Source organism: Anaeromassilibacillus sp. An172 (assembly GCF_002160515.1).
In the GTDB taxonomy this organism is placed as follows: Bacteria; Bacillota; Clostridia; order Oscillospirales; family Acutalibacteraceae; genus Limousia; species Limousia pullorum.
Genome location: NZ_NFKS01000020.1, coordinates 38,876 through 54,353, shown reverse-complemented (window position 1 = coordinate 54,353; position 15,478 = coordinate 38,876). Strand labels below are relative to the sequence as shown.

General features: G+C 36.0%; 18 protein-coding genes. All 18 read right to left on the bottom strand.

Translation table 11 applies throughout. The features are described from left to right. Nucleotides 1-96 precede the first annotated feature (96 nt). Complete coding sequence (locus B5F08_RS09600; protein ID WP_087378697.1) at nt 97-378, bottom strand: TM2 domain-containing protein; 282 nt, start codon at nt 376-378, stop codon at nt 97-99. 199 nt (nt 379-577) lie between these two features. Beyond that, nucleotides 578-1,369, bottom strand: coding sequence for a helix-turn-helix domain-containing protein (locus B5F08_RS09595; RefSeq protein ID WP_087378696.1), 792 nt, complete (start codon nt 1,367-1,369; stop codon nt 578-580). A gap of 169 nt (nt 1,370-1,538) precedes the next feature. Then, on the bottom strand, nt 1,539-2,504 hold the full coding sequence (locus B5F08_RS09590; protein WP_087378694.1) for a DUF3991 and TOPRIM domain-containing protein: 966 nt from the start codon (nt 2,502-2,504) through the stop codon (nt 1,539-1,541). Nucleotides 2,505-2,764: 260 nt separating this feature from the next. Beyond that, nucleotides 2,765-3,028 carry a topoisomerase C-terminal repeat-containing protein gene (locus B5F08_RS09580; protein WP_087378690.1) on the bottom strand — a complete coding sequence of 88 codons (264 nt, stop codon included), beginning with the start codon at nt 3,026-3,028 and terminating at the stop codon, nt 2,765-2,767. Further along, nucleotides 3,025-4,518, bottom strand: coding sequence for a response regulator transcription factor (locus B5F08_RS09575; RefSeq protein WP_087378688.1), 1,494 nt, complete (start codon nt 4,516-4,518; stop codon nt 3,025-3,027). Before B5F08_RS09575 ends, B5F08_RS09580 begins: the two co-directional genes overlap by 4 nt. Before the next feature lie 3 nt (nt 4,519-4,521). Further along, the gene (locus tag B5F08_RS09570; RefSeq protein WP_087378686.1) at nt 4,522-5,076 is read right to left on the bottom strand and encodes a hypothetical protein; all 555 of its coding nucleotides are present in this window, start codon (nt 5,074-5,076) and stop codon (nt 4,522-4,524) included. A gap of 12 nt (nt 5,077-5,088) precedes the next feature. Beyond that, complete coding sequence (locus B5F08_RS09565; protein ID WP_087378684.1) at nt 5,089-7,500, bottom strand: VirB4-like conjugal transfer ATPase, CD1110 family; 2,412 nt, start codon at nt 7,498-7,500, stop codon at nt 5,089-5,091. Then, a complete protein-coding gene (locus tag B5F08_RS09560) occupies nt 7,497-7,838 on the bottom strand; it encodes a hypothetical protein (protein WP_087378682.1) in 342 nt (113 codons plus the stop codon). Before B5F08_RS09560 ends, B5F08_RS09565 begins: the two co-directional genes overlap by 4 nt. 14 nt (nt 7,839-7,852) lie before the next feature. Beyond that, entirely contained in the window at nt 7,853-9,247 is a 1,395-nt protein-coding gene (locus B5F08_RS09555) for a CHAP domain-containing protein (RefSeq protein WP_087378680.1), read from the bottom strand. A gap of 6 nt (nt 9,248-9,253) precedes the next feature. Beyond that, nucleotides 9,254-10,345 carry a type IV secretion system protein gene (locus B5F08_RS09550; RefSeq protein WP_087378678.1) on the bottom strand — a complete coding sequence of 364 codons (1,092 nt, stop codon included), beginning with the start codon at nt 10,343-10,345 and terminating at the stop codon, nt 9,254-9,256. A 5-nt stretch (nt 10,346-10,350) separates the two neighbouring features. After that, on the bottom strand, nt 10,351-10,764 hold the full coding sequence (locus B5F08_RS09545) for a hypothetical protein (protein ID WP_087378676.1): 414 nt from the start codon (nt 10,762-10,764) through the stop codon (nt 10,351-10,353). Next, nucleotides 10,764-11,165 (bottom strand): hypothetical protein, encoded by a 402-nt coding sequence (locus tag B5F08_RS09540; protein ID WP_087378674.1) that lies wholly within the window; start codon nt 11,163-11,165, stop codon nt 10,764-10,766. Before B5F08_RS09540 ends, B5F08_RS09545 begins: the two co-directional genes overlap by 1 nt. Before the next feature lie 29 nt (nt 11,166-11,194). After that, a complete protein-coding gene (locus tag B5F08_RS09535) occupies nt 11,195-11,542 on the bottom strand; it encodes a hypothetical protein (protein WP_087378672.1) in 348 nt (115 codons plus the stop codon). A 21-nt stretch (nt 11,543-11,563) separates the two neighbouring features. After that, nucleotides 11,564-12,562: a hypothetical protein gene (locus B5F08_RS09530; protein ID WP_087378670.1), complete on the bottom strand. Its 999-nt coding sequence runs from the start codon at nt 12,560-12,562 to the stop codon at nt 11,564-11,566. A 15-nt stretch (nt 12,563-12,577) separates the two neighbouring features. Next, on the bottom strand, nt 12,578-14,068 hold the full coding sequence (locus B5F08_RS09525; RefSeq protein ID WP_087378668.1) for a VirD4-like conjugal transfer protein, CD1115 family: 1,491 nt from the start codon (nt 14,066-14,068) through the stop codon (nt 12,578-12,580). Beyond that, entirely contained in the window at nt 14,065-14,523 is a 459-nt protein-coding gene (locus tag B5F08_RS09520; protein ID WP_087378666.1) for a hypothetical protein, read from the bottom strand. Before B5F08_RS09520 ends, B5F08_RS09525 begins: the two co-directional genes overlap by 4 nt. A 1-nt stretch (nt 14,524) precedes the next feature. Beyond that, nucleotides 14,525-15,367, bottom strand: a complete 843-nt coding sequence (locus B5F08_RS09515; protein ID WP_087378664.1) for a 3'-5' exonuclease — start codon at nt 15,365-15,367, stop codon at nt 14,525-14,527. Continuing rightward, nucleotides 15,368-15,475, bottom strand: coding sequence for a helix-turn-helix domain-containing protein (locus tag B5F08_RS13765; RefSeq protein ID WP_442856071.1), 108 nt, complete (start codon nt 15,473-15,475; stop codon nt 15,368-15,370). Nucleotides 15,476-15,478 lie beyond the last annotated feature (3 nt).

The following is a 15,478-nucleotide window of genomic DNA, read 5'->3' as shown; positions in this document are numbered from 1 at the left end:
GCTTTTATACAACTCATTTTTAACAACATCCATCTTTTGAGTTCTATTTAAGCTTTTTAATTATATCAAATTTAAAATAAAAGTCCTTAAAAGTTGTTATTTGACAATTCTTCCGTCTTTGTCTTTAAATTCTCCCACTATCAGCAAAAGCAAATCGGAAAGCCAGCCAAGGAAGAAAAAACCTCCTGTTAAAAACATCAAAAAACCGGATTTAACTCTTCCTACATACATTCGATGAATTCCGGCAATGCCGAAGAAAAAACAGAGGAACAAAGCCACCCAACGGCTGGGCAGTTTCCTGATTGTTTGTGTGGTATAAAACTGATTGGTTTCCGGTACATACTCTGTGTGTTCTTCAACTAGATACCTGTTACTCATTAAAAACAACTCCTTAATTTTTTATTATTCAAATCTTATCGCACCACCAGTGAAAAAAGCTTACGATAAAATATAAGTTTTAAATAAAATAAATTAAATTTATTGGACTTATGTTAAAATACTGATTATTTATATAATATAAATTCTAATATATGTTGATAAGTGTTGAAATGTTAATTATGTTTAATATTATATCATATCATTTCATGTCATATGTTGAAAAATCATATTGTTTGATATAAATTATATAAGAAGTGTTATGTATATAATTTATTATTTCTTTTTTCTGAAGATAGATAGTGGGTACTATAAGAGATATACGTTTTTTGATACTACCCCATGAAATAAAAGAAAAATCATCAGAATAAATAATTGTAGAAGTGCTATTCAATACAAGATTATCTGTTGTCGGTTCGGAAGTCTGCTCTGTATCATCACTGAGTCTGTAGTGATTGTCGGAGTAGCTTCCGTCCTCTTTTCTGACTTTACTTTTGACAATTAACTTCATATCAGACAGCTGGCGAATAAGTCTTATGGCTGTTACACGGCTGCATCCGAGTTTTTCAGCTATATCCGTGTAGCTGTTCCATGCAAAGCGTTTTACGCTCTGGATTGATTTACAGATGAACAGATACGCTTTCATAGCCGATGGGCGCAGCTTGCCAAGAACGTGACGTGGTACATAGAAATAACTTCTTGTCAAAACTGGAAGAGAATAGCTGAATGTGCCGAGATTGCCGTCTCTTTTAAGATTGCGGCGGATTATTCTCAGAAACCCTTTATTGCACAGTGATTTTATGGCTTTGCGTACGGCGGCAATGCTGGAAAGACCGCATTTTTCAGCTATTTTAGCCTGCTTAATGCAAAGGCAACGTCTTGTACTGCCGTTGATAAAAAACGTACTGTGAACGCTGTAGAGAGCCGACAGCACGGCACATTCTGTAGCTGTTAAAGAGAATATATCGTTTGGCATTTTAAAATGATTCAGCATATTTTCACCTCTTTCTGTATTGACAATTAAATGGATAAGCCTTAAAATAAAAATGGGCAAGGCAAGGTGCGACGATTAACTATTGTTTAGTCGTTGTTTATTTGTTTGTTCGTCAGTTTCTAAGGACAACCGTGAAAAGGGAGAGTTTCACGGTTGTCCATTTTTTATTTTACTTGATATTCACTGACCTTCTTTTTTGAGCATACTCATTCAAATCTTTTGATGCAGATATAAGGCTGTCGTTTAAATCTTTCCCGCTATAGGACAAACGTGTAATTACATATTTGTCTTTATACTTTTTACCTATCTTTTTGCCTGCTGTTCTTCCTGCTTCGTCGTTGTCGAGGCATACAACTATCTTTTTTACATTTTCGTGATTATTAAGATAATGTTCCAGGGCGACATCCGAAGTTCCTCCAAGTGACAGCAGTGCGTAATTTTCAAATACACCTGTTACGGTTTGATTCTTTTGCAGACCTATTAGAAATGTAGCAAAACTCATTGCGTCTATAGGCGCTTCAAAAATCTGTAGAGTTTCCGCATTATGATTTCCTATGAAAAAACCTACCTCTTTACGGCTGTTTTGAACATCTCCTCGGAACTGTTTATCGCCGGTTCCTCTTATCGAGCCGTACTGAGGTTTTTTGTTGCCTTTTTCGTAACCTACAAAAACAACATTTCCTTTATTGTCCTGATATAGTTGTTTTCTTCTTATAAGTTCAATTACAAGCTGTGGGTCAATTTTACGTTTCATACAGAGATAACCGAAAAGTCTTTTGTATTTTCCTTTTTCAGCTTTTGGAAGAACAATATCCGCAACAGTATTTTTACTTTCCTGGAGTGAAGATTTCGGTATATATGTTTGTTGATTGCCAAGGATATTTGACAAAGCTTCGGGAAAGCGCATACCCTCAATTTTTGTACAGAAATCAATAGCACTGTATCCTCCTATTGAACGTGAATTCCAATACCATCGGTGTCTGTCCTTGTTGATGACAAGGCTGTCGTGCTCAACACATTTATAGGCTTTTCCTGATATTTTAAAGCTGTAGCCTTTGCTTTCAAGAAAATTTATCATATCGGTTTCTTTTGCTTTTTCTATTTCCTCTAATGTGTATTTTTTATGTTCAGCCATTTTATTTTTCCTTTCTTGATTTTTTCATAGTTCTTTTTTCAATAACTATAAAGACCAAAACAGAAATGAACCCGGGTATAACCAAGTAATCTCCGATTAACAAAAAGAGCAGGACTGACAAAATAACACTCAGTCCTGCTCCTATCAGATATTTATTCTTTTTGGGGAATTGTCCGCAGTTTTTCCTCACACTGTAAAGATAATAAAGGCGGTAAAAAATAAAAAGATTGATGAATAATATTGAGTACATAAAACCTCCTTTATTCAAAAACAAATTCGATCTTTCCGTCGGTTTTGTTATAGGAAAGAGCGGCGTCAAAGTGACTGCCGCTCTTTGATATCATATTCTTGATAACTGCTGTTCTTCCTCCTGCGCAAAGAATTTTAATTTGAGATTTTGTTATTCTTTTACCGCACAGAACCTTTACTATAGAGAAATCACAGGCTTTATTTGAACAGTAATACCTGTGATTATTTTCTGCTATTGGATATCCGCATTTAGGGCATTTTATATTTTCGTTCATTGTGTAACCTCACTTGTTGTTTCTGCTTCTGTTGTTTCTGTAGGTTTTGTTGCCTCTGTTATTTCAACAGGATTTTCGGAACCAGTTCCGGTTTTTATATCGTTCTCTGTACTGCTCGATAAAATGCCTTGAAGGAATGTTACATCAGATATATCAATTTTTCCATCTTGATTTAAATCGTAGGAAAACGACAAAGAATCGTGTTCCGTATTTTCTTCTGTTGTGTCAATACTCCTTATAACGAAGCATAGATACACAATGCCAACTATAAGTATTGATAGAACGGTAAATATTGACACTCTGTATAGCCACACACTCGTTGACTTTTTCTTTTTGTACATGCCTTTTTTTGCATTAAAACAAGGTATGTATCTGCTGAAAATGCAGGAATATGTGTCTATGTTCCAAGGGCATGGTTCAAAGGGGTTTTCACTTGATTCCAGGCGGAACGCTTTTCTGCCTGATTTATGTAAAATCTTATTGATACTTAAAAACCTGTCTTTATCAACATGAGTGAAAACATAGTTGATATCTTTTTCCTTTTGGCTGTTGATATATTCCTGAAGATCGGGCAATTCCCATTCATAGGCAGAGCAAACGAGAATATAGAAATCAGCTTGAGTGTCCTCTGACTTTAAAATTTCCCTTATTACAAACCTGTATTTGCTTACGTCCTCAGTGTTCCTCGGATAAATATCTATATCTTTATAGGATATACCCGAGGTTTCTTCTTTTATTGAATGATATTTTTTTAAAGCTTCAAAGTGGGATGAGCAGATACAAACAGAACCATAAGATTTCAATGAAAATGCCATTTCCAAACAGTAAGCCAAAGAAAAATCATCATCCTTAAATGCAGTGACACCAATTACCGCCTGAGGGTAATCGGTTATGTCTGAAACAGGGTCGGTGTAGGTTACTTTGTCCGGATTAAAATCAAAGCCGTCATCGGTAAAGATATTTGAGTTTAATTGCACATCTTCCAAATCTCTGTTTAAAGTGTTTCTTTTCTTCGGCAAAGATGTAACCGTTATAGGTTCTTCATCTTTATCATCATCCGAAGCTGTTTTGAGAAAGTCAAATTCTGTTGGGGAGGGAGAATTGATTATTTTTTTAAGTCTGTCCTCTATAAATTCGTTGTCGTCAGAAACAATACAATCATGAATTTTTGCATTTTCCAAGTTTTTATAAAACTTATCTTTCCCAAAGCTTTCAACTGATGTTTTGGAAGCTATCAGAATAATTCTCAGGGATGATATTTTGAATTTTAACAGTGACAGCACATCAAAAAAATCCATGCGCACCTTGAGCGGTGTTTCAAAATCCACAACCACCATGTGAGGCATATAGGTTTCCTTAACATTTACAAGGAAGTTTTCATCTATTGTTGGCATGGTGCAGACAACATTTATATCGGGCATAGTATTCAGTATGGAAGTCAGATTTATTTTCTTTTGTCTTTTTTTGCCCTGTACTGTAACAACAATCATTACTTAACTCCTTCCTGTTTTTAATTTACCGGTTAGACACTTGTGGGTGTATTCCATAAGAATGTACATATCTTTTTGATTTCTGAAAGCCTCCAAAATCTTACTGTCGTAAATGATAAGGTAGTCTTTTCCGATATAGCTGCGAAAGTCAACGGATTCTATGTACATTTGTGTTATCATTCGGCTTTTTACTTCCGGAGAGTGAATACCAAGTGCAGAAGTAAAAACCTCAGTGTTGTTATGTGCGTAATAACTCATAATCAAAGCTTCATTGTCAAGAGGTTCGCCCATTACAAGTTTAGCTTTGAAAGGATGTGTTTCAACAGTATAAATATGAATTCCCGATATACGGAAGTTATACAGGAGATATTCTTTCATCTGTTGATGACGATCACGGCTGTTTTCCTGTGAGCTATCGGAAATTATCATGTCTTTTTTTCGTCCCAGAGAGAACGATTTTTTCTCTCTGATGATATCATGCTTCTTTTCTTTCGGTTTTTTATTTGAATGTGTGTAAACTCCTGTTGTTTTTAAATTCTTTAAGTTAACGTCTTTCATTTAATTCTCCTTTTATTCGTTGAATTTTGTGGAGCAAAGCTTATACAGGGCATTTGTCTTTATAATAACAGGCGGCAGAGCCTTTGAAAAAGGAATAATCTTTTTGCCGCAGATTATAATTCCAGTTCCTACCTTTCCTGATGATATACAACTTAAATGAGTCGGAGAAAGCTTAAATAAATCCTTTATTCTTTCCAAATCATCTTCAGCCTGCTGTAAAAGCACGATAAAGCTTGCATTTGAAAGCATTGTTCTCGCCTGCGGAGAGTCGAGAACCTGAGATATATTCTGTGTGATACCAGTAACATAACCTCCGTATTTTCTGATACGTTTGAATATCTTCTGATAGAATTGTCCCGAGCTGTCAATGTTGGCATAATAATTGCCGTCAAGGAACATTGATGAAATTTCATCGTTGATTATAACGGTTCGTATTCCTTTTTGATGGTTTTGTCTAACTCTCTGCCACAGGTATTCAAAAATAACCTGAAGTCCTACAGTTCTCAGCTGCTGTCCCATATCGGATATATCTATGATTATTCTGTTTGAGGTGCTTTCGATATTTGTGTGTCCTGCGAAATTGTTAAAGCTTCCCGTTACATACAACTCAAGAATCTTTTGCAGGTCTGTAGCTGTTGTGTCTTTCTGTTCGCCTAAAATTTCATAGAGAGTTGTAAGTGTAGGCAGATATTTTTCATCACCGTCGTGGAGCATAAATTCGTGGTATGAGGCTTTAACACACTTATCCAGCATTGATTTTTCGGCGGCTGTCAAAACCTGTCCCTTTGCTGTTTCTACCATCGTCATAATAAATTCTGATTTCATAGTAAGAGCGTCGCCGTCTGACTCTATATAATTTATGTTAGTGTCAAAGACATTAAGTTTTGTAGGACTGTTGGGACGCAGTTTCAACACTTGAGCATTTAGTTTATCGGCAAGGGGAACATACTCCTTTTCAGGGTCAACAAGGATAATCTCATAGTCTTTAGGATGTTTAAAGTGAGTTTCAAAGGTTTCCAGTTTTGAAAACAGAGATTTTCCTGAACCTGATGTTCCCAAAATAAATCCGTTTGAGTTCATTTCTTCGGTTCGGTCAAGAAGAATAACATCTCCTGTAGCGTCATTCAAGCCATAGTTTAAACCGTTTTCTGCAAAATAGGTTCGTGCTGAAAAGGGAATAAGCACACCCACCGCATCAGAAAGAAGAAATGTACTTACGTTGCTTCTGCTTTTACTTGTAAGGTGGTTAACTCCGTAGGGTAAAAGACTGTTCATTGCGTTCTCTTGGTTTGCAGAAGCAGGCTTCAAAACAACCTGATTGTTTTTGGCTTTGCCCAAAACAAATGTGGTAAGACTGTCAAGTTCTTCAAGAGTTTTAGCCGAAATACCTACAAGAACGGAAACCTCGAAGAGCTGGGTATCATTTGAGGAAAGCTGATTTTGAAGATTTTTAAGCTCTTCTGATTGTTCTCGATATTTGAACGGAATGAAGTTTGTGCCGTCTTTATGGTTATCTTTCATTCGCTTCTGAATTTTTTCTTCAACGTCAAAAATCTCTTTTTTGATTAGAGTCATTGCATCGCCTTTGTCAACATGGACAATGTGCTTTGATACGCAGATGTGATAACTGTTGTCCAGGAGGTCAGAAATAAACTTGTCTGCCAACTCATTGGGGTAAACGGAAAGATAAAAAATTCTTGAGTAGGCTGACCCCATTTTATAATAATCATCTGTAGGCATAAATACAAAAGATGAAGGGGCTATGTAATCTTTGAGAGAACTTCCACGGCTTGCAATCTTTTGAGGAATAAAGAAATTCTCTGCGGTGAATGGGTGATAGTAGCTGTAGAGCAGCTCGAAAACTTCCATAGTCATAAGCTGTCTTGCATTGCTTCCCATCTCCTGTAGATTTCTTTGAAGTTCTATATAGTATTTCAACAGAACTTCAGCGTTATCCATCTTTCCTTCAACTGTATAGGAAAGAACCCCGATGAGTTTTTTCTCTGCAGAGGATTTTTCCGATTCCTTTATAAAATATTCCTGAAGCTCGGTATAGCTTTTGAATATCTCTGCTTCCTCCTTATTCTTCGGAGAATACTCAGGTATCATAGCTTTTCTGAGTTTGCTTGAGTTTTTCGGTATGTTCATTAAAAATTCCTGATAGCAAACCTCAGATGGCAATGCATTTAAATACTGCTGATAGAACCTGTAGATATTGTTCTGTTCAGGGTCACGCAGAAGGCGGTAATCAATGTTATCTATTTTAAATATCAATGAATATGTGTTTTCTGCGGTTCTGAAAATACCGTTTTCGTAAGCCTCAATAAATGCCAACGTGTCCTGTGATGATTTCGGGATTTTGGTTGATTTTATATTTAAAAACTGACGTTTTGGTTTATCGTTGGAAAAAGAAAATAAACTCATTTTTTATCACCCCTATCTCTGTCATTCAAAAAAGATTTTTTATCAAAAAGTCTTATATCTTTTTTTCCGAATATTCTTATAAAATAAAATTCAAAAATATTCATACCGTCTATTCTTACGACCATTGCAAAAACGCATACAGTTAATTCTGCAAGACAAACCCAGCTTAAAACATCCCATGATAAGAAGCTGTTTAACATTGTGTATGTGATTACCATGCATACAGCGCTGACAGCTGCTGAGATTATTATTTTGCTTCTTTGACTTCTTGCTTCAAAGTTCATTTTTCCGTTTCGATTACGTTTTATAACATTTTTGGATATCTGTGCTTTTATCATATGTTTCCTTCTTTCTAAATCAAATTCTTAATAGCTCTTGGAGCCTTGATGAACATAAATCCCATTGCCATAATGATTACAGCTTTTACAATGTTTTCAAAAAACCATGTATTGCCCCATGTTATGGAAACATTGTTAAGCCATATTGAACCCAAAGTGATAACGATAAACATGTAAATAATATTAAGACCGGTTGAAAGCAATGCTCTTATGTAGTTCTCAAAGATATGTTTCCCGGGACGTCCTGCAAGACAGGCAAAAAAGGGTGGTGCAAAAAGAATAAGACAAGCCAGGGAGAGAGAGGTGATATAAATTTTTATAAGCATAACTATTGCAACGCCAAAGGCTATCAGGCAGACTAAATAAATCGGAAGCGAATTAAGAAATGCTAAAAATATATTTTCGGGAGTTACCGTTGATATGAAGTTGGTTTCAAAATTTGTCAGAACCTCATCAAACCCAACACCGACTCCATGCATAAACTGACCGAAAAATCCGACTATTATGCTGACTGCCGTATATGAAAAATCAACGAAGACCTTTGTATACATCAAAGGAACAATAAGATTTAAAACAATGTTAAAATTTATTTCTATTCCCATTGTAAAATCTTCAATTATCGACATTGAAAAAACGATAGCCATCACGAAATTCGCCAGAAAAAGAAATAGATTTTTATGTATCTGACTTAGTTCGATTGCATCACCCATACTGATTGCTTTATCTATATCAGCGCCTAAGCCCGTCCACCGGTCATTGACATAGTTGATTATGCCGTTAAGCTGGTCATCTATTTTATCGTTTAGAGATACCTCTTGTATGCTTCCTACGGCGCTGCCGCCAAAGTTTGCTATGTAAATAAATCCCAAAAAAGTCCAGCCGGCACGGTTACCGCAGAACTTATCAGAACCGTCTGCAGGTGCGGTCGTAAGATAAAAGGTAGAACCACCCCAAGCGGAGTTTGAAAAGGTTACAGTGCCGTTTTCGATTTTCTCAACAACAGCAACGTGTCCTGAAACATCGCTCCACCATACTGCAACAGCGCCCAAAGCAGGGGTTTGCCCCTTTGGGTATGCGGTAGTTCTTTCGTACCATTTTCGTGCGTCGCTTGTAGGTAAAGCAGGGGGAGAGCCTAATATTTCATAAGCTCGTCCCCATGCATATGCTGTACAGTTCGGCATACCGTATCCGCTTGCAAAAAAAGGATTATTATCTGAATAGTAGTAAGGGTTTGACCTGTCAGGTGCAGTCAGTCTTGGTGTATATAAAGGCTTGTCAGGTTCTGAGTTTTCTGTTGTTTCCGTTGGATTTGTGTTCTCACTGCTGTCAACAGCAAAAACGGGGACAGCAGATAAAATCATCAGAATAAATAAAATGAAAATTGAAAGAGCTTTTTTGTGTTTTTGCAAAATTCATCACCCCACAAGTCCGGTCAAGACCTTTGGAGGTTTGCAAATTACAACACCCATGGCAACTATCAGAACCATGCGTGTTACATATTCCCCAAATTCCATAAATCCTCCGGAGTTTTCGGCGGCAAGCTTATTCAGCCATTGCAGACCTATCGTATAGACTACAGCGATAAAGACGAGGTCAAGACCTATTGATATAACAGTTTCTATATATCGCTGACCGTATTTCTTTGTAACATCACCGGCAAAGCAAGCCATAAACGCAGGTGCAACAGTTATAAGGCAGGTCATTTCAAAACACCTGATTGTGAGTTTTACAAATATACAGATAATAACTATTGATACTACAATCAGCGTAAGAAACAACGGAATAAGCTCAAATATCGCTACCACCAGGTCGATTAAAACACCGATTATCGGAATATATGAATACCAAGCTTTTTCAGGCGTGTACTGAGGGAGGAGTTCCATAGTAGCAGGGTCTGAAATTACATAAGCTATTGAATTGAAAATTCTGAAAATAAGAAGAACAATTTTAATTGATAAGTCTACCCAGCATTTTCCGAGAAATATGTATCCCAAGGTTTTAAAGTACATTTTTTTATCGTAATACTCAAATTTCAATCCATACTCAATAATGTTTAGAGAGAAAACCAGAATGATAATGAAATATCCGACTGTTTGAAAAATGAAAGCCATATTTTCAGCGAAATTTTCCATTTCGGAAGTACTGAAACCGATGAGCATTGAGTTATCGGCGGCAAAATTTCTGATAACCTGTCCCACAGTACTCCACATATAGTTTATAGTCATTATCAATTCGCCTGCCATGCTTCCTGGTCTGTTTGCCACATCTTCATTTGTAACAGGTTCTACTGTATTTCCGCTGGGAGAAACAACTCCTGAATCCGATGTACCTTCAGTTGTTGCTCCGCTTGCCTGATAAAGTACATTTTGTTTCCTTGCGCCATCCGGAACCGGTTCCGCAAAACCAATGGCTGCAAATTTAAAAACCGCTATAAGCGGCAAAACAATACATAGAATCAAAATCCATCTTTTTCTTGATTTTATGGTTTTCTGAGTTTCTTCATTCAATTTTTTCACCGCTTTCTAAGATAGATTAAAAATAATATGTTTCCTAACACCAAAAGACAAACCGACATGACTTTAAAAGCTGTTATAAAAGTTTCCCATTTAATACTCATCAGAAAAGGAATAGCAAAGGTTGAACAAAATGTAAGTGTGTATGTAAAACCGGCGGCAGTTCCTAATCTTAAGCAATGAGATTTATTTTTTCTGATGCCTTTAAGTACATTGCGAATACCCAAAATAACCGCAAATAAAATACTGATTGCTCTTGGATACAGCCATAAAAGCATATCAGTTTTGTAGTCCCCGTTGATATTAAAAATATTTCCTGATATACCAACAGATAAAACAAGAATTGCCGCAGCAGGAACAATCAGCAGATATTTTTCTTTTGGTGAAAATCCTCTGTTTTTTCTTTTTCTCATTATGTCAAAAAGAACTCAATGGCAGGATGATAGAAAAAAGCTGTACAAATAATGAGGATAGCAAAAACAATGTTAGAGCATATAATTCCGATTATGTCATTTATCTTTTTTTCTTTCTTTAACTTGATATCATTGAGTAATTTCACTATGTAAGGAACAAAAGCTATTGCCTCAATGAATATCACTCCTGTTTTACATATATGTGTTACAAGCTCTTTTAAATAAACGATATTATCATTCGAGCTGAGTTTCGAATTTATATCCGTCACAGCAAAAAGATTTATTGTGACCATAAAAATTATGCCTGAGAAAAGTAATAATTCTGTGAGTGGAAGTATTAAAGAAAATACCGTGATTTTTTTCGACTTTTTTTCAATAGCTGTTTTAATTTTCTCTTTCATGATAGAACCTCTCTTTTGTTTTTAATAACTTAAAAATTAACCAAATCAGGAACGGCAAAGGTTATGGCGAACATGACACCGCAAACAACCATGGTAATTAAGCCCATATACATTTCCGAAGGTCGTTCCTGTACACGTCCTTCGGCTGTTTTTACAATACCTGCAATAACCATAACAATAAGTATTGCACGAGCTGCCCAAAGTACCATATCCAAAAGTTTAGTAAACATCGTTGTATCAACTCCGGCAGGTGCAGCCGATACATAACCGAAAGATGTACAGAATACAGTCATAACCGCTATAAGTATGTAGGTCATGATTTTACCGATTTTCTTTGTTCTTCTGATTGTCTTTGTGTTTGTTTTTTTCTTGTTCATTTTAAATTCCTCCATTTTTATTTATTTACTTGCAACAGACTTCTTTGCCATGTTAAGCACTGAGCCTGACAGCTTTATTACTACTCCAACCGGAACAACCTTTGCGGCTGTATTAACCGCCGTATCTGCTGTTTTCTTAACTCCGTCCTTTACAGCTTTTGTTGCTGTTGTTTTCTTTACAGCTGCGCTTGAAGCCTTTCCTTTAGCAACTTTTAAATCGCCCTTTTTATATTTCCCGTGGATATGTTTTTTTACAGCAGAATTTGATGTTTTCTTCATTCGATAGTTCTTTTTAAGATCAATATCATGAAGCTTCATATCCGGTATAGGGTGTTTGCTAAGATACTTTTCAATGGCTTTTTCTTTAGGAAAGACAATATTATTTCGTATCTCAACAAGACCTTTTTTCTCAAGCTGTTTAAAATTATCCATTACAGCCTGAAGCCTTTCTTTTCCGGGGTTATTGTATATTCCGGTTAGGTCAATGCTTTTGGTGTATTTAAAAGCCGCAAGGTCGGCGTCCGTTCCGTTGAGCTTTACATATTTGTAGTTCCTGTTAAACTGCTGATTTAAAGCTTCAATTCTCGTCTTTTGCGCATGCACAAAGTTATCGAAAAATCCCTGACGCATAACAAGACTTTTTCCTTTTTCGGTAAGCTTTATTGTATCGCCCTGAATTGAGATGTAGCCGTCATTCATAGCTTGTCCGAATGTTCTCAGTACAGCGTCTTTAAGTTCTTTGGGAGAAACATTCAAAGCTTTTAACGGGATACCTGCATCTCCGCAAATAGCTATATCAGTCAGCTGACCGGTAAATACAAAGCCGTTTTCATTGACATAATTTCTTATGTTTCTGAAACATTCTCTCTCCATGTTTTGCTGAGCTTTTGCAAGCTGTTTTTGTCTGGAATGTTCGCTTCGCTGAAAGGCATTTCTTATTGTTGCGTAGTTTTGCAATATGTTTATCGGTGTTTTAAGCGCCGATTTTATGGCGGCAAATTCTTCATTGTTGTCGTACATTTAAACCACCTCTTTTCAGTAATTTTCTTCTTCAAAATCCGCAATAGGAGATTCCTCAATATCATCAGGTAAATTGAGGCTTTTATAATACTCTTCCTCCTGTTGTTCTTCCTGCTTCTTTTTAAGCCTTTTAGACAGCTCTATATATGCTTCTTTATCCTTTTCTCTCTTTTTTGAATAAGCAGACATTTTCAGAGCGTTAATATTTCCATAATCCTCATCAAGAGAAGCCCTTTTAAGCTGACGGTAATATTTATGGTGAAGAGTATCAAATTTCTTTAAAAAGAAAGGGTCAAACTCATCAACGAAAACAATACAATTACCGCCGCTTTTTTCTGTTAGCTTCATGGCTTTAGCCAACTCATTGGACATAAGTAAATCTCTGCTTGTGAAATTTTCGGAATCAGTTCCGCCTCCTGTCGTATTACTTGATTTTGTATCAACTCTTACGGTGATTTTTCCAAGACGTCTGACTATATATTCTTTTGTGTCTAAGTCATTGGTTCCAAGATAAGTGAAGATACTGCAATTACCGATAATACTTTCCCAGCTGTTTTTGTATAAAGCTTTCAGCTGTGAAAGTCCCTGCAATGCTATGCATATTCTTATGTTGTTTTTTCTGACAACAGCCAATGTTTCCTGAAAGTTGGGTATCTCTCCGATGTTTGCAAATTCGTCTATCTCACAGGAAACAAGCAATGGAAGTTTTCCTTTATACTTAAAATTTGCAGTGTTTGTCAAAACCTCAAAGAGTTGCGTAAAAAAGATATTTGCTACAGCTTTGTAGGTTTGTCTGGCAGGAGGGATAATTACATAAACGATAGTCTTTTCTTCACCTATGGTTTCTAATTCCATTTCATCCTCATCGGTCAGAATATCTACCGCAGAAACTGCCCAAAGACTTAGTCGGGTAGAAAGGGTAGCAACAACACTTCCGAATGTTTCAGGAGGGGAGCTTTGAAGTGAGTCCCAGTAAATTGACACAGCATCTCCGGGATGTTCTATTTTGTGATAGTTCATCTTTTGTGCGAACTCACAGAGCGGGTCTACTCTTCCGTTGCTGTCAAACCTTATGGTGCTTATCATTCTCATAACTTTACCAAAAGATTTCTGTTCGTTTTCAGATTTAAAAAGATACATCATACATGTGACAAGCAAATTCTTTGCTGAACTTGACCACATATCTTCTTTTTCGTCTTTGCCTGCTGTGTTCTTTATGAATAAATCTGCAATGTTGAGGACGTCTTGTTCGTCATTGATATATCGAAAGGGATTGTATGTATTACCTTTTTCGATATCTATGAGATTCAATACTTTTATGTTGTAGTGATGATCTCTGAGGAAATTTGCCGTGTCACGGTAAATTTCACCGGACGGATCCGTTACAACATAAGAGCCGAACATTTGCATGATGTCCGGCTTAATTTTCCTGAATGACTTTCCAGCGCCGCTTCCTCCAATGATTATTTCATTCAGATTGTGCGGCAGATAATATTTAGATTTCATTTTTTTACATCCTTTCCCTTAGAGTCTGCGCCGATGGAAATATAGAAACCATCACCGCAGGGAATACCTGTATCGTCTGTGAAAAGGCTTTTGTCTTTTTCTGAAGCCCAACCGGCGGAGCCGTGTTCCACACCGTGAAAATCATCTTTTTTTCGGCGTATAAACAATAGAAGCAACAGAAGAAAAAATGTCAAATGTACATACCAAATTTGTTCCATCAATCTCATGGTTTCCTGAAAATCAAAAGGAAGTGTAAATCCTGTTGGGGTGAAAAGCAATTTTGTTGAGTCGATGAAAGAAAGAACACTGTATTGTTCATTATAAAGGTTACAGTATCCCACAAAGTTTAAGATTATATATCCCATCAAGAGAGTGTAAACCAAAAGACAAACGATAAATAAAATGATTTTTCTCTTTTTCTTTTTGTTTGATAAAAGATATTTGCTTTTAGCCAAATCATTTCCTCCTTTTCATTTTATTAAAGCAATATGCAGTTGCTTTGCAGTCAGCTAAGCTGTCATGAGCTTTGTCCGCTCCCCAGTTGTAGTTATAATACTCTGCACAAGTTGTCAGTTTTTGCCATTTATATTCTCCGTATTTTTCAGAATATTCTCCGTAGATTTCTGAAAAATGGGTCATTACATCATAAATCTCTACATCAGGAATAAAAAAACCATATGTTTTTAGAAAAGAGATATCAAAATCAATGTTATAGCCTACAATCATTTTTGCGGAAGCCAAAATAGAGTTGACTTCCGGAAGAAGTTCATAAATAAATGGCGAGTGAGCAACTGTTCGTGGTGATATATGATTTATCTTTTCAGCATCATGCCAGTTCTTCTTTAAAAACGGTTTTGAAAACTTATTAAAAATTATTTTTCTTGTATCAAGGTTTAATATTGATATTTTTAAAATCTCATCCTCATCAATATTTAAACCTGTAGTTTCAATGTCAATTACTAATGTATTCGCAGGGTTTACTTGAACGGCAGGAGATTTATTTAAACATAACTTACGAAATTCTTTAATTTTCTTTTTCTTTTCACTCTCTGTTTTTTTCTGTAAATATTTACCTGTCTTTTTTTTATTTTCTTTGTAAGATAGAATTTCCTTTTCTGTCGCACGTCTCACATCATTTTTATTTATGTATTCAAAAACTTTCTGTCGAAATCCGTTTGAATACATTTGTACAATTTTTTCATCAGAAACAGGAACAAAGCCCTTGTTCAACCATTGTTTTCTCGTCAAATAATCTGTCTTGTTTTCTAAATTTGAATGAATCGGATATTTAGCAGCCATTTATAACCTCCCTGTTTTTTCTAAAATTCTGTACAAAGATGACCTTGATATATGTAATTTAGAAGCAATCGTTGATTTTGGTACACCTTGACTTAATAAAAAGTCGATATT

Coding starts and splice junctions, on each gene's coding strand:
- B5F08_RS09600 (WP_087378697.1), bottom strand. CDS start 378: ATGAGTAACAGGTATCTAGTTGAAGAACACACAGAGTATGTACCGGAA.
- B5F08_RS09595 (WP_087378696.1), bottom strand. CDS start 1,369: ATGCTGAATCATTTTAAAATGCCAAACGATATATTCTCTTTAACAGCT.
- B5F08_RS09590 (WP_087378694.1), bottom strand. CDS start 2,504: ATGGCTGAACATAAAAAATACACATTAGAGGAAATAGAAAAAGCAAAA.
- B5F08_RS09580 (WP_087378690.1), bottom strand. CDS start 3,028: ATGAACGAAAATATAAAATGCCCTAAATGCGGATATCCAATAGCAGAA.
- B5F08_RS09575 (WP_087378688.1), bottom strand. CDS start 4,518: ATGATTGTTGTTACAGTACAGGGCAAAAAAAGACAAAAGAAAATAAAT.
- B5F08_RS09570 (WP_087378686.1), bottom strand. CDS start 5,076: ATGAAAGACGTTAACTTAAAGAATTTAAAAACAACAGGAGTTTACACA.
- B5F08_RS09565 (WP_087378684.1), bottom strand. CDS start 7,500: ATGAGTTTATTTTCTTTTTCCAACGATAAACCAAAACGTCAGTTTTTA.
- B5F08_RS09560 (WP_087378682.1), bottom strand. CDS start 7,838: ATGATAAAAGCACAGATATCCAAAAATGTTATAAAACGTAATCGAAAC.
- B5F08_RS09545 (WP_087378676.1), bottom strand. CDS start 10,764: ATGAGAAAAAGAAAAAACAGAGGATTTTCACCAAAAGAAAAATATCTG.
- B5F08_RS09540 (WP_087378674.1), bottom strand. CDS start 11,165: ATGAAAGAGAAAATTAAAACAGCTATTGAAAAAAAGTCGAAAAAAATC.
- B5F08_RS09535 (WP_087378672.1), bottom strand. CDS start 11,542: ATGAACAAGAAAAAAACAAACACAAAGACAATCAGAAGAACAAAGAAA.
- B5F08_RS09530 (WP_087378670.1), bottom strand. CDS start 12,562: ATGTACGACAACAATGAAGAATTTGCCGCCATAAAATCGGCGCTTAAA.
- B5F08_RS09525 (WP_087378668.1), bottom strand. CDS start 14,068: ATGAAATCTAAATATTATCTGCCGCACAATCTGAATGAAATAATCATT.
- B5F08_RS09515 (WP_087378664.1), bottom strand. CDS start 15,367: ATGGCTGCTAAATATCCGATTCATTCAAATTTAGAAAACAAGACAGAT.